This is a genomic window from Rhizobium sp. Root1212 (assembly GCF_001424985.1).
Lineage (GTDB): Bacteria > Pseudomonadota > Alphaproteobacteria > Rhizobiales > Rhizobiaceae > Pararhizobium.
Window position 1 is genome coordinate 30966 of sequence record NZ_LMDA01000026.1, and the last position, 23749, is coordinate 54714.

Here is a 23749-nt window from a genome sequence, read left to right on the forward strand (position 1 = left end):
TATCAGCCATGAGCGAGACCTACGACTACATCATCATCGGTGCCGGATCGGCCGGCTGCGTGCTTGCCAACCGTCTTTCGGAAGATCCGGCGACCAAGGTCCTGGTGCTCGAATATGGCGGCAGCGACAAGTCGATCTTCATCCAGATGCCGACGGCGCTGTCCATTCCGATGAACGGCACCAAGTACAATTGGAAATACATGACCCTGCCGGAGCCGGGCCTCGACGGCCGGCAGGTCCATTGCCCGCGCGGCAAGGTCATCGGCGGTTCCTCCTCGATCAACGGGCTCGTCTATATGCGTGGCCATGCCCGCGATTTCGACGAGTGGGAGGAGCTGGGCGCACGCGGCTGGCGCTATGCCAATTGCCTGCCCTATTTCCAGCGCGCCGAAAGCTGGCAGGACGGCGGCGACGCCTATCGCGGATCGACCGGCCCGCTCGCCACCAATGCCGGCAACAAGATGAAGAACCCGCTTTACGGGGCCTTCGTCGATGCCGGCCGCGAGGCGGGCTATATCACTACCGAAGACCCGAACGGTCATATGCAGGAGGGTTTCGGCCCGATGCACATGACCGTCAAGGACGGGGTGCGCTGGTCGACGGCCAATGCCTACCTGAAGCCGGCGATGAGCCGGCCGAACCTCACCGTCATCACCCACGCCATGACGCGGCGGGTGGTGCTGGAAGGCAAGCGCGCCGTCGGTGTCGAATATGAACTCGGCGGCGAACGCATCGTGGCGAAGGCGAGCCGCGAGGTGTTGATCTCCTCCGGCCCGATCGGCTCGCCGCACCTGCTGCAGCGCTCCGGCATCGGCCCTGCCGCCGTTTTGAAGAAGGCCGGCGTCGAGGTGCTTCACGACCTGCCCGGCGTCGGGGAGAACCTGCAGGATCACTCCGAGGTCTATATCCAGTACGCCTGCAAGGAGCCGATCACGCTCAACGGCAAAATGGGCCTCCTCAGCCGCGCTTTGATCGGGGCGGAATGGCTGTTCTTCAAGAAGGGGCTTTCGGTCTCCAACCATTTCGAGAGCGGTGGTTTCATCCGTTCCGACGCCTCGCTGCAATGGCCGGATATCCAGTTCCACTTCCTGCCGGCGGCGATGCGCTATGACGGCAAGAAGCCGCTCGACGGCCATGGCTTCATGGTGCTGACCGGGCCGAACAAGCCCAAGAGCCGCGGCTATGTGCGCCTGCGCTCGCCGGAGGCGCATGAGCAGCCGGATATCCTGTTCAACTATCTCGACCGCGAAGAGGATCGCGAAGGCTTCCGCCGCTGCCTGCGGCTCACCCGCGAAATCGTCGCCCAGCCGGCCTTCGACCGCTTCCGCGGCGACGAGATCGCGCCGGGCAAGGATGTGCGCAGCAATGACGAGATCGATGCCTGGGTGCGCGAGACCATGGAAAGCACCTATCACCCCTGCGGCTCCTGCCGCATGGGCGAGGATGACATGGCCGTCGTCGACAGCGAACTGAAGGTGCGCGGCATCGGTGGCCTCAGGGTCATCGACAGCTCGGTCTTCCCGGCCGAGCCCAACGCCAACCTCAACGCCCCGACGATCATGCTGGCCGAACGTGGCTCCGACATGGTGCGCGGCAAGCCGCTGCTCGCCGCGTCCAATGCCGAAGTCGGCACTGCCCCCGGCGTCGGCACGACCCAGCGCAGCGGCAAGCCGCTGCGGGCCTTCCAGCACTGAGGCCGCGATGCTGCGCACGATCGGCTACGTGATTGCCCGGCGGGATCTGGATGGTCCCGATGGGCGGCAGGATTGGGCTCTCCTCATCGAGAGCCTTTTCCGCCGGCTGGCAGTCGGCCTCGGGCAGGAGCTTCAGACCTCCCGGCTGTCGAAAAGATACATCTGAAAGCCGGAGCCATCCGGCGCAAACAGCCGGCGGTCGGCGGCGGCCGCTTGCCCCTCGGGACTTGCGAAGGCCGTCCTGATCGCCGCGAGATCGTCGAAATGCAGCGTGCCGATCCGGTGGATATCGGGAAAGCCGGCCGGGGTGGCGATCGGGCCGCGGCTGATCTCGTATTTGCGCAGGCCCGGCAGCGTTTTCGCCAGCGGCACGTGGATGTCGAAATAATGCCGGTCGAATGCCTCGATATCCTGCGGCGTGCGATAGATCACCATCATTCTGGCCATGGTCGTTCTCCTCGTTTCAGATACGCCAAGGACGATGCGGCGGGCGCAAACGGATCGCGGCCGTCACGTTTTTTTCGGGAAGGGCGTTCAGGCCGGTGTCAGCCGGGCTTTTTATCCGGGACCGGGGGTTTATCAGAAAGGAATCGATATGCCTTACGTCCGCAATACGCTTGCAGCCCTTGCCCTGATCTGCGTCGCTTCGCCCGCCTTCGCCTCCACCGTCAAGGTGGTGGAAGGCGGCGAGGGCGGCGGGCCGATGACGCTGACGCTCGACCAGCCGACGGTCAAGGCCGGCGAGACGACGTTTCTCGTGCACAACGATGCGATGACCGAGGAGCACGAGATGGTGCTGGTCAAGCTGAAATCCGCCGACCAGAAGATCGATGTCGTCACCGGCAAGCACCGGGTCGATGAAAAACAGCTGAAGAGCCTCGGTGAGGTTTCCGAACTGAAACCCGGCATGGACGGTCAGCTGAAGGCAAAGCTGAAACCCGGCTCCTACCTTCTCCTCTGCAACATCAAGGGCCACTTCGAGGCCGGCATGCACGCCATGCTGACGGTGACGGATTAATCGATACGGACGCCTTCCGGAGAGAAGGCTCAATGCTGTGGCGATGGCGCGCCTCGGGGCACGCCATCGCCCATCTGTATTAACTTTAAATTGTTTTTTTTGGTGATTCATCCTATGGGAGTGCTGCGTCGATCCGGTTGCGACGCCGGCTGCACAGGATCAGGTCGCCGTAATGAAGATTGCCTACCTCACCAATATCCCGTCGCCCTATCGCACCGTCATGATGGAGGCGTGGGCAGCGCGGCTGGGGCGGGAGCTTTCGGTGGAGCTTGCCGTCTATTTCACCGATGAGGACGACCAGGGGCGCGGCTGGAGCACCGCCGCCGCCCGCGACGTGCGCGAGGAGCGGTTGCCGACGATCGTCCGGGTTCCCGGCTATGGCCGGTTGAACCGTGGGCTATGGCGCATGGTAAGGGATAACGACATCGTCATGATCGGCGGTTTCGAGCAGGCGAGCTATATCGCCGCCGCCTGTCTGGCGCGGTTGATGGGCCGCAAGGTCATCCTGCTATTCGATGGTTTCAGCCCGAAGCGGATCGGCCGGGACGCGGTGCCTGTGAAGTTTGTCAAATGGCTGACGGGCAAGCTCTCCCACGCCTGTTTCGCCAATGGTCGCGTCGGCCGCGACGTCATGCTGCGCATGGCCGGGGCGCGCGACGAGATGATCTTCAACCAGTATCTCAGCGTTTCCAGTTGTCATATCGACCGCGAGCGGCAGCTTCAGCCGGATAAGGACCGGTTGCGGGCGGAGCTTGGCCTGCCGGCTGGGAGGCCGGTCGCTGTCTTCTGCGGCTACCTCATCGCCCGCAAGCGGCCGGAACTGATCCTTGAGGCGGTGGCGGGGCTCGATGCACGTCCGGTCATGCTGTTCATCGGCCGCGGGCCATTGCAGGATGCGCTGGAGCGGCAGGCAAGGGCGCTCGGCGTTGAGACGGTCTTTTGCGGTTTTCGCGAAGGGGCCGATCTGGCGCGGCATTATCTCGTCTCGGATTTCCTCATCCTGCCTTCCGACGATGATCCCTGGGGGCTGGTCGTCAACGAGGGCATGGCGGCGGGATTGCCGGTCATCGCCAGCGATGCCTGCGGTGCGACCCCCGATCTGGTGATCGACGGCATCACCGGCTTTTCCTTCGCGGCCGGCGACGCGGCCGATCTGCGCCGGGCGATATCGGCCATGCTCTCGGCCGACCGGCCGGCGATGGGCGAGACCGCGCGCGCCCGCATCGCCGAATGGACGCCGGAGCATTCGGCGCGCTCGCTCACGGCCTGCGTGCGATACGTGCTGGAAGGCTGACGGCCTCGCCGGGATTTTTGAGTTTCAACCTTAAATGGATATTTCCCTAAAGGCGCCGCCGAAATGCCGGCAACTTTGGCGTGTGCATATCTTTGCGAAGTGTATCGGCTCCAGAAGCGCTGTTCCGCAGCGATTTGGCGAAAATAGTTCATTCTTTTCCATGAATACATTGGTTAACGCCATGTTTATTTATACAGATCGCAATTGAATAAAACTTTAGCGATTAACCGATTTTTAAAGATAGATTTGTCATCATGCAACTTAAATGAGAATAACTAAAGCACGTGATAACCCTGAGTTAGGAAACGTTATGCGTGTAGCAGTTATTCATGATTGGCTTTACGTGGTGGGCGGCGCGGAGCTGGTCTTAAAGGAAATTCTCGCCTGTTATCCGCAAGCGGACGTGTTCACCCTGTTCGATTTCCTGAGCCCGGCGGACCGCCGGAAAATCGGGCTGGGAACCACGACGACGAGCTTTCTGCAGAAGTTGCCCTTCATGAAGACGCATCACCGTTCCTTCCTGCCGCTGATGCCGATCGCCATCGAGCAGTTCGATCTTTCCGGCTACGATCTCGTCATTTCCAGCAGCTGCGCGGTGGCCAAGGGCGTGCTGACCGGGCCGGATCAGGTGCACGTCTCCTATGTGCACTCGCCGATGCGCTATGCCTGGGACCTGCAGCACAGCTATCTCGACCAGAGCGGCTTCAAGGGCCTGAAGGCCGCCGCCGCCCGCTATCTGCTGCATCGGCTGCGCATCTGGGACAGTCGCACGGCGGCCGGGCCGAATGTGATGCTGGCCAATTCCGCCTTCATCGCCCGGCGCATCCGCAAGGTCTATTCGCGCGAGGCAAGCGTCGTCTGCCCGCCGGTGACGCTCTCCACCCGCGATCCCGTCACGTCGCGGGGCAACCACTTCCTCGCCGCAAGCCGGCTGGTGCCTTACAAGAATATCGAGCAGATCGTCCGCGCCTTCGCGCTGTTGCCGGACCAGCAGCTGATCGTCGCCGGCGACGGGCCGGAGGCGGCGCGGCTCCGGGCCATTGCCGGGCCGAACGTCTCCTTTGCCGGCTATGTCGGCAATGAGGAGCTGCGCCGGCTGATGGCGACGGCCCGCGCCTTCGTCTTTGCGGCCGAAGAGGATTTCGGCATCATCACGGTCGAGGCGCAATCGGAGGGAACGCCGGTCCTGGCGCTCGGCCGGGGCGGCTCGCGCGAAACCGTGATCGAGGGCAGCACTGGGCTGTTCTTCGACGAACCGACGCCGCAGGCGATCGCCCGCTGCGTCTCCGATTTCATCGAGATCGAGCAGGGTTTTTCGCCGCATGACTGCCGCCGCAATGCCAGCCGGTTTTCGGCCCGGCGTTTTCGCCGCGAATTCACCGAGGCGGTGCAGCAGGCCGTTCGGCAGGGGGCGAAGGAACGGGGCGAGGTCGCCTTGCCCGTCGCCTTCGCCGGCCTGATCGGGGCAGGTGGCCTATGAACAGCGCGGTCTTTGCCGAAAGCCCGGCGGGCACCGGGCGGCTCGCGGGCGGCAATCCGCTGGTGATCGTCTGGCGCCGCCGCGGGTTGTTTATCCTGGCCGCGGCCGTGGTTTTTGCCGCTGCGATGCTGGCGCTGGTGACGCTGCCGGTGCGCTATCTCGCCTCCGGCTCGATCATCGTCGCGGAGCCGGAAACCGGGCTTTCCTATCCGCCGGCCGGCTGGGCGCAAAAGGTCGGCGATCCCGCCGATCTCGAAAGCCAGCTGTTGATGGTGCGCTCGCCACGCATCCTGCGCAAGGTGATGGACGCACCCGGCGTCGCCGATCTGGTCGCGACCGAATGTGCCCACAGCTTCAAAATCCCCTTCGTCGGCACGCCCTGCAGCGCCTTGCAGCCGGGCAGTGCGGAGCTGCTGGATTACCTGCAGGCGCGCTATTCCTTCATCGGCGCCGGCCGCTCGCGGGTGATAACTATCGGTTATTCCTCCTTCGATCCCGATATCGCGCGGGATATGGCCAATGTGCTGATCAACGTCTTTCTCGAAGACCATCGCCGCGGCCTGATGGAAAATCGCAGCACCGCCGCCAAGAGCTTGGAAGAGGAAATGCTGCGGCTCGATGGCGAGATCGCCAGGGCCGATGCCGAAATCCAGGCCTATCGCAGCGAAAAGGGCCTGATGCAGGGCGCCAATGCCTCCGTGACCTCGGAGCGGCTGACGACCATCAGCCAGCAGCTTGCCAGCGCCGAGACGGCACGGGATGCGGTTGAAGCCATTCTTTCGACCGTGAAATCGGGAGGCAATGTCGCGGCGCTACCGGCGGTGCTTGAAAGCCGCGCGGTCGCCGATATCAAGCAGCGGCTCGCCATGGCGAGCGAAGAGGCCGAGGCCGCCGCCGTCGTGCTCGGGCCGCGCCATCCGCGCCTGCGCTCGCTGCAGGGGCAGGTGGCGACGCTGAAACACGGGCTCGATGCGGAAATCCGTATCGTCGTCGCCAGCGCCGAAAAGCGTTTCGATGCCGCGAGCGAAACCGCAAAGGCCCTGCGCACGCAGATGGACAAGGCGAAAACCGATGTCTCCGCCTCCCTCGGCGACGAAACCGCCATCGAGCAGATGGTTCGCGATGTCGGGGTCAAGCGCGCGCAATATGCGGCGCTCTACGACAAGCGCAAGGGGCTGGAATCCGAAGAGCGCGCCATGCTCGGCAGCACCCGTCTCGTCAGCCTTGCCGAACGCCCGCTGAAGCGCTTCTTCCCCAAAACCGCGCCCTTCGTCGCCGGCGGCGCGGCGCTGGCGCTGATGGCAGGCGTTGGCGCGGCGCTGCTGCGCGACCGCTGGCAGCCGGCCGCGCCCGACGGCACGCGCCCGGTCGGGCCCGCGATCATCGCCCGCTTTCCGAAAACCGCCGGTACGGGCGATCTGCGCTACGATCTCGCCGCCGCAGCCGATAATCCCACCGTGCAAGTGGCGCTGAAGCGGCTGCTGGCGGATATCGAAGGGCGCTGCCGCTCCGTGCTGCTGCTCTCGGCCTTTGCCGGGCAGGGGCGCAGCTTCACGGCCATGGCGCTTGCCACCGCTGCCGCCGATGCCGGCCGCCGCGTGCTGCTGGTCGAGGGCGATATGCGCGCCCCGCAGCTTGGCGATGCCTTTGGCGTCCACCCGCGGGTGGTGTTGCAGGATGTGCTCGAAGGCCGCGCCGTGCCGCAGGCGGCGTTGATCCGGCTCGATGCACCCGGTGTCGACGTGATCGCCGCCGGCCCAGCCGCGACCGATCCGGCGGACCTGCTGGCAGGCCCCGGCATGGCCGGCCTGCTGGACTGGGCGAAAAGCTATGACCTCGTCGTCTTCGATAGCCCGGCGCTCGACCGCCACATGGATGCCGGCCTCATCGCCGTCCGTGTCGATGGCGTTCTCTGCTGCACCGGCGAAGACGACCTGCGTTCGGCCGAAATGATCGTGCGCCGGCTCGGAAATCTCGGCGCCAACATGCTCGGGCTGGTCTCGACACAGGCGCGGCTTGCCGAACGTGAAATTCCCCAATCGATGGAAACCGGCCACAGGAGGCGGATGTGAAAATGCCAAGCGTCTTGTTCACCAGTCATTCGCCGGCGATCTCGGGGGCCGAGGTCGTGTTGCTCGAACTTCTCGAACAGGGGGCAGGGGCTTCGGCCTTCGTCTTCCAGCAGGGGCCGCTTGCCGATGCGTTGACGGCCCGCGGTGTCAGCGTCACCGCCTCGCGCTGGGGCGGGCGGCTGGGTGCGGTCAAGCGCGACCGGTCGCTGCTGCGCGCCCTGCCGTTGGCATGGCCGATTGCGGCAATCGTCGTCGAACTGGCCCGCCTCGTGCCGCGCTACGATATCGTCTATGCCAATTCGCAGAAGGCCTTCATCCTCTCTGCCATCGCAACAGCCGTCTCGAAGCGGCCGCTGATCTGGCATCTGCACGATATTCCCGACCGCAGCCATTTTGGCGCAACGCAACTGAAGTTGCAGGTGGGGCTTGCCAACCGGCGCGCGGCCCGCGTCGTTGTGCCGTCGCGGGCGGTGGCGGATGGGTTCATTGCCGCCGGTGGCCGGGCGGATCTGGTCCGTATCGTGCCGAACGGCGTGACCGCCTCTGAGGCGGGCGATATCGCCTCGGGGGCGGCGTTGCGGGCGATGCTCGGGCTCAGGCCGGGGCCGGTGATCGGCGTCTTCAGCCGGCTTGCCGCCTGGAAGGGGCAGCATGTGGTGCTGCGGGCGCTGGCGACCCTGCCTGATGTCTCACTGGTCATTGCCGGCGATGCGCTGTTCGGCGAGGAGGCCTATGCCGCGCATCTGAAGCGCCTCGCCGAAGAGCTTGGCGTTGCCGACCGCGTCTTCTTCCTCGGCCAGCGCAGCGATGTGGCGGAGCTGATGCGGGCCGTCGATATCGTCGTGCACCCCTCGACATCGCCCGAGCCGTTCGGGCTGACGATCGTCGAGAGCATGTTTGCGGGAACACCGGTCGTCGCGACCGATATCGGCGCCGCGCCGGATATTCTCGATGGCGGCGCGGCCGGCACCATGGTCGCGCCCGGCGACAGCGATGCGCTGGCGGACGCGATCGAGCATCTGTTGTCGCACCCGGCCGAGCGGCAGGCGAAAACCGCGTTGGCGCTGCAGCGGGCGCGGGATCACTACACCGCCAAGCGCATGCGCAGCATGATCTTCGGCCTGATCGGCGGCGTCGGCGTCGAGGCCCCATGAGAGGCGCGGCCGAAGCGAGGACGGGTTTTGCGCTTGCCGTGCCCGGCTGGCTGGCGGCGGGCCTGCTGTTTGCCGGCGTGCTGGCGATCGCGCCGGTGGCCGGGTCTCTGGCGCGTTTCGTCTTCATTCTCGGCTGTGCCGGTGTGGGCTGGCATGCGTGGCGGCAGGGGCGGGCGGCACACCTGCAAACCATGCTCGTGCTGTTTTCCTTCGCGCCCTTTGCCCGGCGTATCGTCGATTTTTTCAGCGGGTTCGATCAGGGCGGCATCATGCTGGTCGGGCCGCTTCTGGCGCTTCTTGCGGCGGTGCCGGCGCTTCTGCCGCTGCTCGATGGCCAATCCGATCCGCTCGGTGGGGGGCGTGCGCCGCTCACCATCGTTTTCGGCTGTGTGGTCTATGCGGCGCTGTTGTCGCTGTTTCAGGGCGGCTGGGGCGATGCCTCGGCCGGTGCGCTGAAATGGGCGGCGCCGCTTCTCTATGGGCTGGCGCTGATCGAGACGGGGGAGCGCGACCGGCTGGTGCAGGCAGCGACCTCGGCCTTCATGGTCATCCTGCCCGTCATCGGTCTTTATGGGGCCTTCCAGTATGTCGATCCGCCGGAATGGGATCGCTACTGGATGCAATTCGCCACCGCCGTCACCGCCGGTCTGCCGGAGCCCTATGAGGTCCGCGTCTACAGTATGCTGAACGGGCCGGCGAGCTTCGCCACCTTCACGGCGGCGGGGCTGCTGCTTGTGTCGTTCCTGCGGCCTTTGTGGGTGTCCTGCCTGGTCTGCGGCCCGGCGCTGCTGGCGCTGATGCTGTCGCAATATCGCACGGCGTGGATTTCGCTCGCGGTCGGGCTGCTGTTTTGCGTGTTCTTCGTGCGCACCCGGTTCCGGGCCGGCACGATCCTGTCCGCTATGGCCGCAGCAGGGGCCTTCGCCGCGACGATCCCGCCCTTCAGCGACGTGCTGGAGGAGCGGCTGGCGACGCTTGGGCAGGGTAGCGACGACGGCAGCTTTCAGGAGCGGCTGGCTCAATTCGTCACCCTCTGGAACCTGCCGGACAGTTCGCTGTTCGGCACCGGCTTCACCACGGCTGATGCCGGTGTCGCCGGCCAGATGCCGGTCGATGGCATGCTGATCGCCTGCTGGCTGATGATGGGCGTCTTCGTCGGGCTGATCTGCCTTGCCGCCTTCGTCTGGGCGGCGGGGCGGATGATCGCCGGTGCGGTTGCGGGCCAGACGCCGGAGGCAATCGTGCTGGGCGGACTGGGCTGCGGTGCGCTGTCGCAAATGCCGCTCGCCAGCCTCGCTTCGGGCGAACTCGGCTTCCTGTTCTGGAGCTTCGCCGCCATCGCCTGCCTGCCGGAAAAGGGGGGACGGCGATGGTAGATGCCCCGGCAGATCCCGTGGCGGGCCATTCCATCCTGCGGCTGATCGTCCGGCTGATGAGCGGCGCGCTCTTGAGCAAGATGCTCGGTTTCGTCCGCGAAATCGTCATGGCGCTGATCATCGGCACGGCGCTTGCGGCGGATTCGTTCCGCACCGCGATTACCGCGGTGCTGCTGCCGATCTCGTTTTTCCAGGCCGAAACCGTGCCTGCGATCCTCATTCCCATGCAGAAGGAGCGGCTTTGCCGCGGTGCAGCTCCGCAGGGGCTTGCGGCGCTGACGCTGGCGCTCGGCGGCATCAGCGTGCTGATCATGTTTGCAACGCAGCTTGCCGCAGCGCCGCTGGTGGATGTGCTGGTCGGCGGTTTCAGCCCGGAGGGCAAGGACCTCACGGTGCGGTTCGTCGAGATCATGGCGCTCGCCATGCCCGCTTCGGTGATCCTCAATTGCCTGGCGGCCGGCGAGATTGCGCTTGGCCGGGCGCGCGTCTCCAATGCGCGGGCGGCGATGCAGAACATGAGCGTGCTCATCGGCCTTGCAGCCGTCGCGCTCGGCGCGCCGGTGATCGTGCTCGCCTGGGCGTTCAGCCTGTCGTTCAATGCTCTGACGCTGGTGGCGATCCTGATGCTGCGGCGCGAGGGCAATATCGATTTCAATGCGGCCCGGCCGCACGACATCATCGCGACGATGCGGGAGTTCTTCCGGCGTCTCGGGCCGCTGCTGCCGCTGCCGATGGCCGAACAGCTCAATATCTGGCTGGAGCGGCTGCTCACCTCCCGTCTGCAGGGCGGCGCGGTTGCCTCGCTCGACTATGCCCGCACGCTGACGGAAAGCTTTCTGCTGCTGATCAGCCAGCCGGTCGGGCTTGCGGTGCTGTCGAGCGGGGGGGTAGGAGGGAGGCTGCACTTTCCATCTTCTCCCCAGCGGGGAGAAGATGCCCGAAGGGCAGATGAGGGGGTGTCTCCGCTTGCTCCGAGCGAGCCATCCCCCTCATCCGGCGCTGCGCGCCACCTTCTCCCCGCTGGGGAGAAGGGAGGGCAGGCACCCTCCGCGCAGGAAGCACAGGCCAGAACCATCGTGCGGGTGGTGCTAGCCTTCTCGCTGCCGGCCTCGGCTTTTCTGTTCCTCTTCGCGGAGGATATCGTCACCGTCGTCTTTCATCGCGGCGCTTTCGGCGCGACCGGCGTGATGCTGACCAGCCATGCGCTGGAAGGCATTTCGCTTGGCCTCTGGGCTTCCACCCTCGGCTGGATACTGCTGCGCCTGCTCAATGGCGCGGGCCGCAGCGGACGGGCCGCCTTTATCCTTGTTCTCGCCTATGCCGCTAATATGGCGTTCAACACCGGGGTCGCGCATTTTCATGGCGGTGAACTGCCGGGGCTGGCCTGGATCGGGTTCGGCGAAAGCGTGCGGGCACTGGTGCTGCTGGCCGGCGTGCTCCTGTCGCTACGGCTGAAGGTCGGCTTCTGGGCCGCCTTCTGCCTGGCGCTCATCCCCGCCGGTCTGGTGCTGGCCGGCGGGGATGTCCTCGAAGGTTATATCGACGGCGTGTTTGCGCGGCTGCTGGCCGGTGGCGCCGTGCTGGGTCTGGGCTGGCTGCTGGCGGCGGCGCTGCTGGTGCCCGGTCTTTTCCGGTTCGTGCTCAGGCGGCGTTTTCGGGTATCGCCGCGCGTTTGACCTTCCAGCGCGGCAGCCGCTCGTTGAGATAGCGATCGGCAAACCACGACAGGAAGACCAGAACGATCGACATCTCGATCAGCCCCAGCGTGGTTGCCGCAAGGCTCGACAGGATCAGCAGCGGGAAATGCAGCACGTAAAGCCCAAAGGAAATCGAGGCCACCACGGCGGCCGGTTTTTCGACCCGCCGTGCCTTTCCCGCAAGCCACGCGCCAAGCGGCCCGAAGCCGAGGATTACAGTGAAAAACGCCACGACGAAATGGCGCAGTTGCAGGAAGGGATAGACGCCCAGCCCCTGAAACCCCTGCCGCCAGACATCCACCGCCGCGACCGCGCAGAGCAGCGCGAGCCATGTGAGCGGCACCCGCAGCGCGGCAAGGCGACGCTTGCCCTCCAGATAGGCCTCGGCCGCCATCGCGCCGGTCCACCACACGCCGTAATAGGCCAGCACCAGAGTCCAGTCATTGGGCGCCAGCGTGAAGCTGAGATAGGAGAGGCAACTGACGAGGCCGACCAGATGGCTGGTCCGCGCGCCGAATTCGCGCCAGGCGATCGTCGCGAACGGATAGAGCAGGTAGAAGAAGATTTCGTAGGAGAGCGTCCACAGGGCCGCATTGCCGAGGAACGGATCGACGATCACCCCCGGCTTCAGGGCGGCGATGTCCTGCAGGGCAAACAGCGTTCCGAAAAGCTGCGCCATGCTGAAGGTCGAGGCGAGCCGGCCATCGATGAAGGCGACGGCGACTGAAACCAGCATGGCGAAGATCAGCGTCGGATAGATGCGCCGGATGCGGCGGAAAAAATAGCCGAACCCTTCCGTCGCGCGGTCCCGCTCATTGGCATGGATGACGAAGCCGCTCAGCAGGAAAAACAGGATCACCGCTTCCTGCCCGAAGCGGAAGAGGAGCCCGATCTCCCCCGTCCAGCCGCGCTCGACCGCGACATGATAGAGCACGACGTAAACCGCCGCCGCCGCTCGGGTCAGATCGAGCAAGGCGACGGTTTTCCTGCCGAGACGGTTTTGCATGAACGGGCTCCCATGGTCCGGGCGGGACACGCTATCACAATCTATAAGTTGTGTTCGTCGTGCCGGAACGATTCTCGGCGCCACGACTCACGCTCCAATATTGCGTATCATAGATTGTATATTCGGGGAAATATGCAAAAAAATACAAACTATGGGCGCGTACATTAGGGTTTTGGTAAATGCGCCGTGGTGAAGTGTACACGGAAAGATTGTCGATGGGCCGTTGCCGATCCGGTCCTTTAGAAGAGGTGATCCATGACGAAACAGACCTATACGAGTGATCTGCTCGCCGCGGCGAAACTCGCCGCTGCCAGGGAAAACGATCCTTTTCTCGTCTACCTCATCAACATGGCGATCGAACGCGCCAATGTCGCGCAGCCCGTGGAAGCCCAGAAGCCTAACTGACCCCCCGCTCATCATGGAGTTTTCCCGATGCCAGGCACCGCGCCCAAGCAGAGTATCGTCGGCCTGCATTATCTGAGGGCGCTGGCCACCGTGCTGGTCGTCGTCAATCACTCGATCGACACCGCCTCGTTCCCGAAATATTTCGGTCCGGGGGCGCTGACCTCTTTCTTCGAGGGCGGCGCCGGTGAGATCGATTTCTTCTTCATCATGAGCGGGCTGATCATGGTGTCGTCATCGACGGATAAGGTGACCGGCCGGCCGAAGCTGACGGCGGGCCAGTTCCTGCGCCGCCGGGCCGAGCGGGTCGTTCCGCTGCTCTGGTTTGCCGTCATCCTGTTCAATATCGCGCTGTTCAGCGCCTTCGGCCGGATCGATGTGATGGGCAGCCTCAGGACGATCAGCTTCTGGCCGGTCGGCGATGTCGTGCCCTTCGTCGCCTGGACGATCCGTTACGAGGTGGTGTTCTATCTCGTCTTCAGCCTTTGTTTTCTCTGGCAGCCGCGGCTCTGGCCGCTGATGCTGCTCTGGAGCGGGGCCTCGCTCGCCCGCCTTGTGCTGGGCGACGGCGTCTCCTTCGATGACGGCACCTTCGTCGGCTTCCTGTTCAGCCCCTACAATATCGAGTTCGGCTTCGGCATTCTGATCGGGCTTGCCATGCGGCGCTGGCGCGGCATGGTGGAACTGCCGGGCCAGCTGACGATCCTGATCGTGCTGGTGCTGGGGCTGCGCGCCATCGTGCAGTATTTCGACCTGAAGATGGGAAGCCTCGCCATGATCCTGTCGATCGCGCCGCTGACCATCGGCATCACGCTCATCGCCGCCTATACGACGCCGCCGCGGGTCTCGCGGCTGATGATGGCGTTGGGCGACGCTTCCTATTCGATCTTCCTGCTGCACCCGATCTTCATGTCGCCGATCCTGCTGCTCCTGACCAAGATCGCCCCCGGCCTGTCCACCAGCTATGCCGCGCTGATGACGGCGGCCATCTCGACGGCGCTCGGATACTGGGGCCATGTGGCGGTGGAAAAGCGGCTGGCGAAAATCCCGTGGTCGACGCTGCTGTCGCCGGCGGCGGCCTCGCGCGATCCTTCGGCGTGACAAAAAAACGGCCGGCCCCTTTCGGAGCCGGCCGCTGTTTTGGGCCGGAAGCGCTTACTTGGCCGGGTTCGGGCCGATGGTCTTGCCGTGGGTGACGCGTTCCTCGCCTTTGTGGACCATGGTGACGGCATAATCGATGCCCATGCCGTAGCCGCCAGAATGCTCCTTCACCAGGCCGGTGACGGCATTGTAGGTTTCCTTGTGCGCCCAGTCGCGCTGCCATTCGAGCAGCACCTGCTGCCAGGTGACCGGGATGACGCCGGCCTGAACCATGCGGTCCATGGCATACTTGTGCGCATCGACGGAGGTGCCGCCGGACGCATCGGCGACCATGTAGATTTCATAATCCGAAACGTCATGGAGTGCCGAAAGCGCGAAGGTGGTGTTGCACACTTCGGTCCAGAGGCCGGAGACGACGATCTTCTTGCGGCCGTTGGCGGCGTTCTTCGCCAGGGCGTCTCGAACGTTCTGGTCGTCCCAGGAGTTCATCGAGGTGCGCTCCAGAATGTCGTTTTCCGGGAAGACGGCGAGCAGTTCCGGGTAGGTGTGGCCGGAGAAGGACAGGGTTTCGACCGTGGTGATGGTGGTCGGGATGTTGAAGATCTTGGCGGCCTTGGCGAGGCCGACGACATTGTTCTTCAGCGTCTGGCGGTCGATCGACTGGACGCCGAAAGCCATCTGCGGCTGCTGGTCGATGAAGATGAGCTGGCTGTTCTTGGGGGTCAGGACTTCGAGCTTCGACATGGTCTTCTCCTCTCTCGGGTGGGGTGGCAGGGCGGGGTTTTTGGCCTCGTTCCTGCCGTTTCTGCGGTGATGTCTTCGATGGAGATAGGTGTAGCGGCTTCGAGCTTATTGCTGAATTGCAACAATATTGTCGATTGAATTGCGAATATCGAAATAATCGGCTGGCACCGTTTCTCCTCCATCATGGGTGGATCGATATTGCCCCTGCGCGGCTTCCGGCTCTTGTCGGAAATATCCGTCTTTTGAACAGTCTCTCATGTTTCCGGCCCTGACGCTCCTGCCTGCACGCCGGCCATGAAAAATTCATCATCGCTATGTTAGCAACCCTTGACAGACGCCGGTGGGTTGGGTATCTGAGTAAACGTTAACCCAAGTGGGAGAGGCAGGGGTCTTGGCAACATCGCTTTCCGACATCGCGGAACGGGCGGGCGTCTCGGTGAAGACGGTTTCCGGCGCGTTGCACGGCGGCTCTGCCCGCATGTCGGACGATACGCGCCTGAAGATCAAGACCATCGCGGAAGAACTCGGCTATGTCACCAATCTTGCGGCGCGCGGCGTGCGCCAGGGCTGGTTGCCGCTGGTGGGCGTCGTGTCCGATGGCCTGATCACCTCGCCGTTCGCGACCGAGATCGTCCGCGGTCTCGATGGCGCGGCGCGCAGTGCCGGCATGGCGGTGTTTGCGGTCAACCACAGCAGCGGCCAGTCGATCGGCGCGGTGCTGGACGAAGTGCAGCAGTTCCGTCCGCGGGCCGTGGCCTATGCGGCGATGTATCACAAGGATGTCGCCTTGCCGGGTAAGCTGACCGGCGCCGTCGGCGTCATGATCAACTGCCGCGAGACCGACGGCCGCGTCACGTCGCTGGTACCGGACGAAGAGGGTGGCGCCGAGGAAATCGTGCGCTATCTCCTTGCCGCCGGCCGCCGCCGCATCGCCTTCATCAACCTGCCGGGCATTCTGGCCGGCGAGCTGCGCGAGAAGGGCTTTCGCAAGGCATTGGGCGAGGCGGGCATCGCGCCCGTAGGCGTCTTTCCGGCCGTGCGCCGCAGCGTCTACAGCGACCGCGCGCCGACCCTTGTCGCCTCCCATATGGAGGCGCTCCTGAATTCCGGTCAAAAGCCGGATGCCATCCTGTGCGGCAACGACCGCGTGGCGATGGAAGTCTATGCGGCGCTGGCGCGTGCCGGTCTTCGCATACCCGACGATATCGCGGTGGCGAGCTTCGACAACCAGGTCGAGCTTGCCTCGCGGCTGGACCCGCCTTTGACGACGATGGCCCTGCCGCACCGCGCCATGGGCCGCCTTGCCATGGAGATCCTCCTGGCAGAGCAGCCCGAACCACCGCATCTGCGGAAACTGCCGTTCCATCTGGTCGAACGGGCATCCGTCTGAACATTTACTAGCGTCCCAACAGGAGGAGAATACCAATGAGGACAGCAATGGGTAATCGTTTACTTTCGACGCTCTTCGCGTCCGCCGCGCTTGTGGCGACCGCCGGTTTCGCTGAAGCGAAGACCGTCATCCACGTCATGCACCAGGGCGATCCCGGCTGGGTGAAGGCTTACGGCGACGTCGCCACCCGCTTCGAGGCCGCCAATCCCGATGTCGACATCGAGATGATCTACGCGCCGCATGACGCCTATAACGAAAAGTTCAGCGCCGCCGTCATGGCCAAGCAGCTGCCGGATATCATGGAACTGGACGCGCCGTTCCTGGCCAACTACGTCTGGTCGGGCTATTTGCAGCCGGTCAAGCCGCTCATCGACAAGGACCTGCTCGATGACATGACGGATTCCAACATCGCCCAGGGCACCTATCCGATCGACAAGGACCTCTATGCGATCGGCCTCACGGACTCCTCGGTCGTCCTCTACGGCAACAAGAAGTATCTCGAAGCCATCGGCGCCCGCATTCCGAAGTCGGTCGACGACGCCTGGACCCGCGAGGAATTCGAAGGCTATCTCGAAAAGCTCTCCAAGCTCGAAGGCGTGAAGTGGCCGATCGACACCTTCCGCGGCTACGGCATCAAGACCGAGTGGATCACTTACGCTTATGGCCCGCTGCTCGAAAGCGCCGGCTGCGACCTGATCGACCGCAAGACCTGGAAGGCCGGCGGCACGCTCGACGGCGAAGCCTGCGTCAAGGCGCTGACGATGATGCAGGATTGGGTGAAGAAGGGCTGGGTCGTGCCGACCTCGTCCGGTACCAACCAGTTCTACGCTGAAGGCCAGCCGGCAGCGCTCGCCATGGGCGGCCACTGGTTCTACGCGGAAGCATCGGCGGCCATGAAAGACAATATTGTCGTCATGCCGCTGCCGAAGATCGGCGAGAAGGGCGTGAGCCCGAACGGCACCTGGATCTGGGGCATTTCCGCGACCTCGGAAAACCCTGAGATTGCCGGCAAGTTCCTGAGCTTCCTGTTGAAGGACAAGGAATATCGCGACTACGCCAAGACCCAGTCCGCCTATCCGGGTCTGAAGAGCTTTGCCGCCGAATCTCCGCTTTATGCGGAAGGCGGCGCGCTCGCCATCGCCTTCGAGCAGGCATCGAAGACCGCCGTTGCCCGTCCGCCGCACCCGGCCTATCCGACGATCACCTCGGCCTTCATGCAGGCCGTCGACAAGATCTTCAACGGTGGCGACGCGCAGGAAGCCCTGACCGCCGCCGCCCAGAAGATCGACGAGGATATCGAAGACAACGCCGGCTACCCGCCCTTCGACGAACAGAAGTAAGGCGATGAGGAATGCGGCATGTTCGGACCATGCCGCACACCCCCTCTGTCAGCAAGGCTGACATCTCCTCCTCAAGGGGGAGATCGGGAAAGAGAGGCTGACCCCAGCCAATCTCCTCCCTTGAGGGGGATATGCCCGACCGGGCAGAGGGGGGTAGAGCGGCAATCTCCGAATGTGCCGAGAGACCCCCCTCATCCGGCCCTTCGGGCCAACTCTCCCCGGCGGGGAGAAGGAACCGAGCGGCGACCCCTACAAAAACGTTCCAATTCCATCCTGGGAGGATGACCGATGAGGAGGAGACAATGACTTTGCAACAGACCTCGGTGCCCGCTTTGCGGCGTCCGGCGAAACGCCGCGACAAGCAGCGGCTCTGGCAGGAAATGGCGATGATCGCCCCTGCCGTTCTGCTTCTGGCGATATTCCTGATCACGCCGTTCCTTCTGTCCTTCTGGACGGCGATGACCAACCAGCCGCTCGTGCCGCGCCCGACGCCGGTGCGCTTCGTCGGCCTTCTGAATTTCGAGCGTGTCTTCACCGATCCGCTGTTCTGGACGTCGCTGTGGAACGTCACCCGCTTCACCGTCTGGGTGCTGCCGGTGCAGTGCGGCCTCGCCTTCCTCACCGCGCTGCTGCTTCATCAGAAGCTGCCGATGCAGAACCTGCTGCGCGGCCTGTTCTTCCTGCCGGCGATCACCTCCATGGTGGTGGTCTGCGTCATCTGGGGCACGCTGTTCCAGTATCCGAGCGGGCCGCTCAACCAGATCGTCAGCTTCCTGTCCGGCGGCACCATCCAGCCGATCGACTGGCTCGGCGATCCCAACTGGGCGATGTTCTCCATCGTGCTGCTGTCGGCCTGGCAGGCCTACGGCTTCCAGATGATCATCTACCTCGCCGGCCTGCAGGGCATTCCGGAAGAACTCTACGATGCCGCCCGCATCGACGGGGCAAGCGCGCTGCGCCGCTTCTGGCACGTCACCATGCCCGGCCTTCGCCCCACCCATGTCTTCGTGCTGGTCATCACCACCATCCAGGCCTTCAAGCTCTATACCCAGGTGGCGATCCTCACCCAGGGCGGCCCGAAGGAAAGCACCGAAACCGTCGTCCACTACATGGTGCGCGCCGGCTTCGAGGAGCAGAAACTCGGCTATGCATCGGCCGTGTCCGTCATCCTCTTCGTCATCGTTCTTCTGATCGCGCTGTTGCAGCGCAAACTCCTGAGGCGCTTCGATGTCTGATCTCGCTTTGAGCCAGTCCGCCCCGCTGGCAATCCCTAGGGGCAATGGCAAGAAAACTCTGCGCATCGTGCAGAGCCTCTGCATCCTCGTCATAGCGCTGGTGATGATCTCGCCGCTGTTCATGCTGCTGATCGCCAGCCTGAAGGACGACCGCTTTCGCATCCTTGCCGACATGGGCAGCTTCCGCGCCTTCTGGGTCAGCGATCCGACGCTGTCGAACTATAAGGAGATCGCCCATTTCTCCGGCGAACTCGCCTACGGTCGCTATCTCTTCAACTCGCTGGTGATCCTGGTTTCCACCGTGCTCGGCGGCCTCGTCATCAATTCCATGGCCGGTTTCGTGCTGGCCTGGGGGTCGCTGCGCGGCAAGGCGGTGCTGCTCGCGCTGGTCGTCGCGCTCTATGTCATCCCGCAGGAAAGCATCATCATGCCGCTGGTCGTCATGATGTCGCGGGCTGGCCTCACCGATACGTTCGCGGTGCAGATCCTGCCCTGGGTGGCAAGCCCGCTCTATGTCTTCCTCTTCTACCAGTTCTTCGCGCAGCTGCCGAAGGAGCTTTATGAAGCGGCGGAAATGGACGGTGCGTCCGCCTTCCGCATCTACCGGTCGATCTATATGCCGCTCAGCCTGCCGGCGCTCGCCACCGTGTCGATCCTGATGGGCATCGAAAGCTGGAACCAGTACCTCTGGCCTACCCTCGTCACCCAGACCGACTATGCCCGGCCGATTGCGGTGGCCATCGCCACCTTCTTCGGACAGGACAGCATCTACTGGGACCGCGCCATGGCCGCCTCGGTGCTGATGATGATCCCCGTCCTCATCCTCTACCTGGCATTCCAGCGCTGGTTCGTCAGTTCGTTCGTCGGCTCCGCCGTGAAAGGTTGATCATGTCTCTGCAAGCAAAATCCGTAAACCAACAGCTTGAAACCATTCAAGCCGAGCTGCCTGCAGGCACGGTGCTGCATCTCTGGCTGAAGGCGCGCACCGCCGGCGGCCAGGCGAAGCTCTCCATCGCCGTCGATGGCGGCGATGCGGGCGAACCCTCCACCCGTCGTAGCGCCGAGTTCGAGTTCTTTGCCGTGACGCTGGCAAAGGGCGGTTCCGCCACGCTTTCCTATGATGCGGCCACCACTTCGCTCTCCGTCGCCTATGCATTCCGGCCGGAAACCGTGATGGAGGAGGGCATCCGCCTCCTGCACAGCGATGCCCGCACCGCCGCGCCCGAGGTGCCGGACAGCTACCACTTCCGCCCGCCGTTCGGCTGGATGAACGATCCGAACGGTTTCGGCCGCTTCGGTGGAAACGCCCATCTCTTCTACCAGCATTATCCGCACGAGTTGCGCTGGAACACCATGCACTGGGGCCATGCCGTCTCGAAGGATTTCCTCCGCTGGACGCACCTGCCGATGTTCCTCTTCCCGGCGGATCATCTGTCGGAGGATGACGACGGCCGTGGCGGCGCCTTCTCCGGCTCGGCCATTGCTGTCGGCGAGGACATCCGTGTCTTCTACACCGAGCATGTCCGCGACCGGCAGCCGGAAGAGCAGATCCAGCTTTCCGCCGTCAGCCGCGACGGCATCGTCGCCGGCCCGTCGGAAACCGTGCTGCCGCTGCGCCCGGAAGGCCTCGATCTCACCACCGATTTCCGCGACCCTTACGTCTTCAAGGGACCGGACGGCCGCTGGAAGATGCTGCTCGGCAGCCGTGACAAGACGGGTGGCGTCGTGCTGCTCTATGAAACCGCCGCCGCTGACGGCGCTGACGGCTGGACCTTCCTCGGGATCATCCACCGCGAGGACGGTTTCGGCATGACCGCGGCGGAATGCCCCTGCATGGTGCCGCTGACGGCCAGGAACGGGGAAACACGCTGGGCGCTGATTTTCGGCCTGCTGACGAGCCGCGATCCGGCCACCGGCCGCCGCAACCTCACCTCCGTCATCGTCGGCCGTTTCGATGGCCGCACGTTTACGGCGGAGTTCGAGCAGGAACTGGATTTCGGCTCGGATGCCTATGCGTTCCAGGCCTTCGTCGACGGTGACGAGCCGGTCGGCATCGCCTGGCTCGCCAACTGGACGGATTTCACCAAGAAGGACGATTTCCCGACCGCCATGACCCTGCCGCGCCGCGTGCTTCTGGAGGGCGACACGGTGCTGACACCGCCGGTCGCAGCCGCGGAAAGCCTGCGTCACCAGTTGCTCGACGACACTGCCCTTGCCGCCGGCAAGACCGTGCCGCTCGGCACCGGCGCCGTCGAGATCGTGCTCGATCTCACCGCACCGGGCGCGGCATTCGAGCTTGCCTTCGATCACCCGGATGTCGATCTCGGCGTGAAACTCGACGGGGACGGGCTTGCGATCGTCTTCGACGCCCGCACCGGCAAGACGCCGCCGCGCTACATCGCCGCCGGTGCGAAGCCTTCGAGCCTGCGCATCTTCCTCGATGCCGGCTCCATCGAGGTCTTCGCCGACAACGGCCGATGGGCGGGGTCGAAACGCATTCCGGGCTTTGCCGCCGCACGGTCGGCGACGCTCACCGGCACTGTCGCCAAGGCAAGCGTCTGGCAATTGAAACTTTGAGGGAGGAAAAACAATGGCATCGGTAGCAGTCGACAGGGTTCTGAAACAATACGGCGCGGCATCGGTCATCCACGGCGTTTCCGTGGATATCGAGGACGGCGAGTTCGTCACGCTCGTCGGGCCGTCCGGCTGCGGCAAGTCCACGCTTCTGCGCATGCTGGCGGGGCTGGAGGATATCAGCGGCGGCGAAATCCGCATCGACGGCCGCGTCGTCAACGACGTCGCGCCGAAGGAACGCGACATCGCCATGGTGTTCCAGTCCTACGCGCTCTATCCGCACATGACGGTGCGCGAAAACATGGGCTTTGCCCTGAAGCTGCAGGGGCGCGACAAGGCGACGATCGACAAGCTGGTGGGGGAGGCGGCCGGCATCCTCGCGCTCGAACCGCTGCTGGAGCGTCTGCCCAAGCAGCTTTCCGGCGGCCAGCGCCAGCGCGTCGCCATGGGCCGCGCCATCGTGCGGCACCCGAAGGTGTTCCTGTTCGACGAGCCGCTCTCCAACCTCGACGCCAAGCTGCGTGTGACCATGCGCAGCGAGATCAAGGAACTGCACCAGCGCCTCGGCACCACCATCGTCTACGTCACCCACGACCAGATCGAGGCGATGACCATGGCCGACAAGATCGTCGTCATGCGCGCCGGCCGCATCGAGCAGATCGGCAAGCCGCTCGATCTCTATGATCACCCGAACAATACCTTCGTCGCCACCTTCATCGGCTCGCCGTCGATGAACCTGTTCGAGGGCGGCGTCGGCGAGGGTGGTTTCCGTATCGAGGGCGATGTCGCGCTGCCGCTGCCGGCCGATACGGTCAAGGGCGAGGCCCGCACCTACGGCATCCGCCCGGAAGATCTCGACCTCTCCGACACGGGCATTCCCGCCACGGTGCTGACTGTCGAGCCGACGGGGGCGGAAACCCACCTTCTGGTGCGCGTCGGCACGCAGACGGCGGTCGTGGTTCTGCATCGGCGGGTGGACCTGAAGCCCGACCAGCAAATCCATCTTTCACCGAAAAACCGGAAAATCCATTTGTTCTCCGCCGAAGGCAACCGGATCAACTGATCCCGCCTTTGGCACCTCCCGCTGAACCGCGTCCGTCTTCATCGACGGGCGCGGTTCGGTTTTTGGGAGGGGGGTAGAGCGGCAAATTCCAAACCAACGATCCCTCACCCAATCCCCTCTTCCCAATAGGGTGGATCGCCAAAAGCCGTCTCCAGATGCTCGGCCAGCGCCCGCAGCTTGGCCGATGGCCGCCGTCCCTCGGGATGGGCGAGATAGATGAATTCCGCCGCCGGCTTCACCCCGACATCGATCATCCTTAACAGCCCGGCGCGCAAATCGGGCCCGGCGATGAACAATGGCAGCAGCGCAATGCCGAGGCCGGCAACCGCCGCATCGCGGATCATGTCGCCATTGTTGACCCGGAGCCCCACCCGCGCGCGGACGATCTCCACACCATCCGGGGTCGCGAAGCGCCAGTCGGTGGCACCCCGGTTGGTGTAGAAAATGCCCCGGTGTTCATCGAGTTCGGCCGTCGTCTTCGGCACGCCGTGTTCGGCGAGATAGGCTTCGGAGGCGACCAGCACGCGCCGGCTCTGCGCCAGCCGCCACACCATCAGCCGGTTGTCCTCGATGGCTCCGTGGCGCACCACCCCGTCATAGGCGCCCGAGGCGATATCGACGCGGCGGTCGTCGAGATCGAGCGCCATCTCGATCTTCGGATTGGCCTGCAGGAAAGGATAAAGCGCCGGCCCCAGATGCAACCGGCCGAAGGTGACGGGCGCTGAAAGCCGCATCGGTCCCGCCAGCGCGCCGCGCCGCTCGGCAAGATCGGTTGCCGCTTCCGAAACTTCGCGTAATATCCGCCGCGCCCGTTCCAGAAAGGCGGCGCCATCCTCCGTCACGGACATGCGCCGCGTGGTGCGATGAAGCAGCGTCGCGCCGAGACTGCGTTCCAATTCCGCCAGCCGCTCGCTGACAACCGATTTCGAAAGCCGCAACATGCGCGCGGCTTCGCTGATCGAGCCCGCCTCCGCCACCGCCACGAAACTTGCTATGCCGTCGAGTTTCATCGTTCGGATTTCCCGGAAAATAGGTTCACCTTAAGCATTATAGTGCGAACGAGAACTTTGCGCCATATTCCCTTTCAACAACTCAACCCGAAAGGAACA

The 23749-nt window shown here is 64.2% G+C and carries 21 protein-coding genes; 17 read left to right on the forward strand and 4 right to left on the reverse strand.

Features of this window, described 5'->3' with window-relative positions:
- Nucleotides 1-8 precede the first annotated feature (8 nt).
- Together betA and ASC86_RS26010 are read left to right on the forward strand one after the other, a co-directional pair.
- Complete coding sequence (gene betA, locus ASC86_RS22540; protein ID WP_056326659.1) at nucleotides 9-1694, forward strand: choline dehydrogenase; 1686 nt, start codon at nucleotides 9-11, stop codon at nucleotides 1692-1694.
- Nucleotides 1695-1701: 7 nt separating this feature from the next.
- Complete coding sequence (locus tag ASC86_RS26010; protein WP_156387166.1) at nucleotides 1702-1860, forward strand: hypothetical protein; 159 nt, start codon at nucleotides 1702-1704, stop codon at nucleotides 1858-1860.
- Here ASC86_RS26010 and ASC86_RS22545 read toward each other — a convergent pair.
- A complete protein-coding gene (locus tag ASC86_RS22545; protein WP_056326662.1) occupies nucleotides 1827-2141 on the reverse strand; it encodes an EthD family reductase in 315 nt (104 codons plus the stop codon). The genes ASC86_RS26010 and ASC86_RS22545 overlap by 34 nt on opposite strands.
- 148 nt (nucleotides 2142-2289) lie before the next feature.
- Between ASC86_RS22545 and ASC86_RS22550 the strand changes: the two genes are divergently transcribed.
- The 7 genes from ASC86_RS22550 to ASC86_RS22580 all read left to right on the forward strand — a co-directional run bounded on the left by ASC86_RS22550 (nucleotide 2290) and on the right by ASC86_RS22580 (nucleotide 11764).
- Entirely contained in the window at nucleotides 2290-2712 is a 423-nt protein-coding gene (locus ASC86_RS22550) for a plastocyanin/azurin family copper-binding protein (protein WP_056326938.1), read from the forward strand.
- Between the two features lie 172 nt (nucleotides 2713-2884).
- On the forward strand, nucleotides 2885-4006 hold the full coding sequence (locus ASC86_RS22555) for a glycosyltransferase family 4 protein (RefSeq protein WP_056326664.1): 1122 nt from the start codon (nucleotides 2885-2887) through the stop codon (nucleotides 4004-4006).
- Nucleotides 4007-4316: 310 nt separating this feature from the next.
- Nucleotides 4317-5486, forward strand: a complete 1170-nt coding sequence (locus ASC86_RS22560) for a glycosyltransferase (RefSeq protein ID WP_056326666.1) — start codon at nucleotides 4317-4319, stop codon at nucleotides 5484-5486.
- On the forward strand, nucleotides 5483-7558 hold the full coding sequence (locus ASC86_RS22565; protein ID WP_056326668.1) for a tyrosine-protein kinase domain-containing protein: 2076 nt from the start codon (nucleotides 5483-5485) through the stop codon (nucleotides 7556-7558). Before ASC86_RS22560 ends, ASC86_RS22565 begins: the two co-directional genes overlap by 4 nt.
- Before the next feature lie 2 nt (nucleotides 7559-7560).
- A complete protein-coding gene (locus tag ASC86_RS22570; RefSeq protein WP_056326669.1) occupies nucleotides 7561-8712 on the forward strand; it encodes a glycosyltransferase family 4 protein in 1152 nt (383 codons plus the stop codon).
- The gene (locus tag ASC86_RS22575) at nucleotides 8709-10088 is read left to right on the forward strand and encodes an O-antigen ligase family protein (RefSeq protein WP_056326670.1); all 1380 of its coding nucleotides are present in this window, start codon (nucleotides 8709-8711) and stop codon (nucleotides 10086-10088) included. Before ASC86_RS22570 ends, ASC86_RS22575 begins: the two co-directional genes overlap by 4 nt.
- Complete coding sequence (locus ASC86_RS22580) at nucleotides 10082-11764, forward strand: lipid II flippase MurJ (protein WP_056326676.1); 1683 nt, start codon at nucleotides 10082-10084, stop codon at nucleotides 11762-11764. The genes ASC86_RS22575 and ASC86_RS22580 overlap by 7 nt, the downstream gene beginning before the upstream one ends.
- Here the strand turns inward: ASC86_RS22580 and ASC86_RS22585 are convergent.
- On the reverse strand, nucleotides 11730-12791 hold the full coding sequence (locus tag ASC86_RS22585) for an acyltransferase (protein WP_056326678.1): 1062 nt from the start codon (nucleotides 12789-12791) through the stop codon (nucleotides 11730-11732). The two genes, ASC86_RS22580 and ASC86_RS22585, sit on opposite strands and share 35 nt — an antisense overlap.
- 255 nt (nucleotides 12792-13046) lie before the next feature.
- Between ASC86_RS22585 and ASC86_RS26015 the strand changes: the two genes are divergently transcribed.
- Together ASC86_RS26015 and ASC86_RS22590 are read left to right on the forward strand one after the other, a co-directional pair.
- Nucleotides 13047-13196 carry a hypothetical protein gene (locus tag ASC86_RS26015; RefSeq protein WP_156387167.1) on the forward strand — a complete coding sequence of 50 codons (150 nt, stop codon included), beginning with the start codon at nucleotides 13047-13049 and terminating at the stop codon, nucleotides 13194-13196.
- Between the two features lie 27 nt (nucleotides 13197-13223).
- On the forward strand, nucleotides 13224-14294 hold the full coding sequence (locus tag ASC86_RS22590) for an acyltransferase (protein ID WP_056326680.1): 1071 nt from the start codon (nucleotides 13224-13226) through the stop codon (nucleotides 14292-14294).
- 54 nt (nucleotides 14295-14348) lie between these two features.
- Here the strand turns inward: ASC86_RS22590 and ASC86_RS22595 are convergent, their stop codons facing one another.
- A complete protein-coding gene (locus ASC86_RS22595) occupies nucleotides 14349-15038 on the reverse strand; it encodes a hydrolase (protein WP_056326681.1) in 690 nt (229 codons plus the stop codon).
- Nucleotides 15039-15429: 391 nt separating this feature from the next.
- Here ASC86_RS22595 and ASC86_RS22600 point away from each other — a divergent pair, with 391 nt between their 5' ends.
- The 6 genes from ASC86_RS22600 (at nucleotide 15430) to ugpC (ending at nucleotide 22640) form a co-directional block, all read left to right on the forward strand.
- Nucleotides 15430-16428 (forward strand): LacI family DNA-binding transcriptional regulator, encoded by a 999-nt coding sequence (locus ASC86_RS22600; RefSeq protein ID WP_056326682.1) that lies wholly within the window; start codon nucleotides 15430-15432, stop codon nucleotides 16426-16428.
- Nucleotides 16429-16475: 47 nt separating this feature from the next.
- The gene (locus ASC86_RS22605; protein ID WP_056326683.1) at nucleotides 16476-17768 is read left to right on the forward strand and encodes a sugar ABC transporter substrate-binding protein; all 1293 of its coding nucleotides are present in this window, start codon (nucleotides 16476-16478) and stop codon (nucleotides 17766-17768) included.
- A gap of 302 nt (nucleotides 17769-18070) precedes the next feature.
- Entirely contained in the window at nucleotides 18071-19003 is a 933-nt protein-coding gene (locus ASC86_RS22610) for a sugar ABC transporter permease (protein WP_056326685.1), read from the forward strand.
- The gene (locus ASC86_RS22615) at nucleotides 18996-19889 is read left to right on the forward strand and encodes a carbohydrate ABC transporter permease (RefSeq protein ID WP_056326687.1); all 894 of its coding nucleotides are present in this window, start codon (nucleotides 18996-18998) and stop codon (nucleotides 19887-19889) included. The genes ASC86_RS22610 and ASC86_RS22615 overlap by 8 nt, the downstream gene beginning before the upstream one ends.
- 2 nt (nucleotides 19890-19891) lie before the next feature.
- Nucleotides 19892-21580 (forward strand): glycoside hydrolase family 32 protein, encoded by a 1689-nt coding sequence (locus tag ASC86_RS22620; protein WP_056326688.1) that lies wholly within the window; start codon nucleotides 19892-19894, stop codon nucleotides 21578-21580.
- 13 nt (nucleotides 21581-21593) lie between these two features.
- Nucleotides 21594-22640 carry a sn-glycerol-3-phosphate ABC transporter ATP-binding protein UgpC gene (ugpC, locus tag ASC86_RS22625; RefSeq protein ID WP_056326691.1) on the forward strand — a complete coding sequence of 349 codons (1047 nt, stop codon included), beginning with the start codon at nucleotides 21594-21596 and terminating at the stop codon, nucleotides 22638-22640.
- A gap of 104 nt (nucleotides 22641-22744) precedes the next feature.
- Here ugpC and ASC86_RS22630 read toward each other — a convergent pair whose 3' ends face one another.
- Nucleotides 22745-23650 carry a LysR family transcriptional regulator gene (locus ASC86_RS22630; RefSeq protein ID WP_056326693.1) on the reverse strand — a complete coding sequence of 302 codons (906 nt, stop codon included), beginning with the start codon at nucleotides 23648-23650 and terminating at the stop codon, nucleotides 22745-22747.
- Between the last annotated feature and the right edge of the window lie 99 nt (nucleotides 23651-23749).

Excerpts from the sequence above, each read along its gene's own strand:
- betA (WP_056326659.1), top strand. The coding sequence starts at position 9 with ATGAGCGAGACCTACGACTACATCATCATCGGTGCCGGATCGGCCGGC.
- ASC86_RS26010 (WP_156387166.1), top strand. The coding sequence starts at position 1,702 with ATGCTGCGCACGATCGGCTACGTGATTGCCCGGCGGGATCTGGATGGT.
- ASC86_RS22545 (WP_056326662.1), bottom strand. The coding sequence starts at position 2,141 with ATGGCCAGAATGATGGTGATCTATCGCACGCCGCAGGATATCGAGGCA.
- ASC86_RS22550 (WP_056326938.1), top strand. The coding sequence starts at position 2,290 with ATGCCTTACGTCCGCAATACGCTTGCAGCCCTTGCCCTGATCTGCGTC.
- ASC86_RS22555 (WP_056326664.1), top strand. The coding sequence starts at position 2,885 with ATGAAGATTGCCTACCTCACCAATATCCCGTCGCCCTATCGCACCGTC.
- ASC86_RS22560 (WP_056326666.1), top strand. The coding sequence starts at position 4,317 with ATGCGTGTAGCAGTTATTCATGATTGGCTTTACGTGGTGGGCGGCGCG.
- ASC86_RS22565 (WP_056326668.1), top strand. The coding sequence starts at position 5,483 with ATGAACAGCGCGGTCTTTGCCGAAAGCCCGGCGGGCACCGGGCGGCTC.
- ASC86_RS22570 (WP_056326669.1), top strand. The coding sequence starts at position 7,561 with ATGCCAAGCGTCTTGTTCACCAGTCATTCGCCGGCGATCTCGGGGGCC.
- ASC86_RS22575 (WP_056326670.1), top strand. The coding sequence starts at position 8,709 with ATGAGAGGCGCGGCCGAAGCGAGGACGGGTTTTGCGCTTGCCGTGCCC.
- ASC86_RS22580 (WP_056326676.1), top strand. The coding sequence starts at position 10,082 with ATGGTAGATGCCCCGGCAGATCCCGTGGCGGGCCATTCCATCCTGCGG.
- ASC86_RS22585 (WP_056326678.1), bottom strand. The coding sequence starts at position 12,791 with ATGCAAAACCGTCTCGGCAGGAAAACCGTCGCCTTGCTCGATCTGACC.
- ASC86_RS26015 (WP_156387167.1), top strand. The coding sequence starts at position 13,047 with ATGACGAAACAGACCTATACGAGTGATCTGCTCGCCGCGGCGAAACTC.
- ASC86_RS22590 (WP_056326680.1), top strand. The coding sequence starts at position 13,224 with ATGCCAGGCACCGCGCCCAAGCAGAGTATCGTCGGCCTGCATTATCTG.
- ASC86_RS22595 (WP_056326681.1), bottom strand. The coding sequence starts at position 15,038 with ATGTCGAAGCTCGAAGTCCTGACCCCCAAGAACAGCCAGCTCATCTTC.
- ASC86_RS22605 (WP_056326683.1), top strand. The coding sequence starts at position 16,476 with ATGGGTAATCGTTTACTTTCGACGCTCTTCGCGTCCGCCGCGCTTGTG.
- ASC86_RS22610 (WP_056326685.1), top strand. The coding sequence starts at position 18,071 with ATGACTTTGCAACAGACCTCGGTGCCCGCTTTGCGGCGTCCGGCGAAA.
- ASC86_RS22615 (WP_056326687.1), top strand. The coding sequence starts at position 18,996 with ATGTCTGATCTCGCTTTGAGCCAGTCCGCCCCGCTGGCAATCCCTAGG.
- ASC86_RS22620 (WP_056326688.1), top strand. The coding sequence starts at position 19,892 with ATGTCTCTGCAAGCAAAATCCGTAAACCAACAGCTTGAAACCATTCAA.
- ugpC (WP_056326691.1), top strand. The coding sequence starts at position 21,594 with ATGGCATCGGTAGCAGTCGACAGGGTTCTGAAACAATACGGCGCGGCA.
- ASC86_RS22630 (WP_056326693.1), bottom strand. The coding sequence starts at position 23,650 with ATGAAACTCGACGGCATAGCAAGTTTCGTGGCGGTGGCGGAGGCGGGC.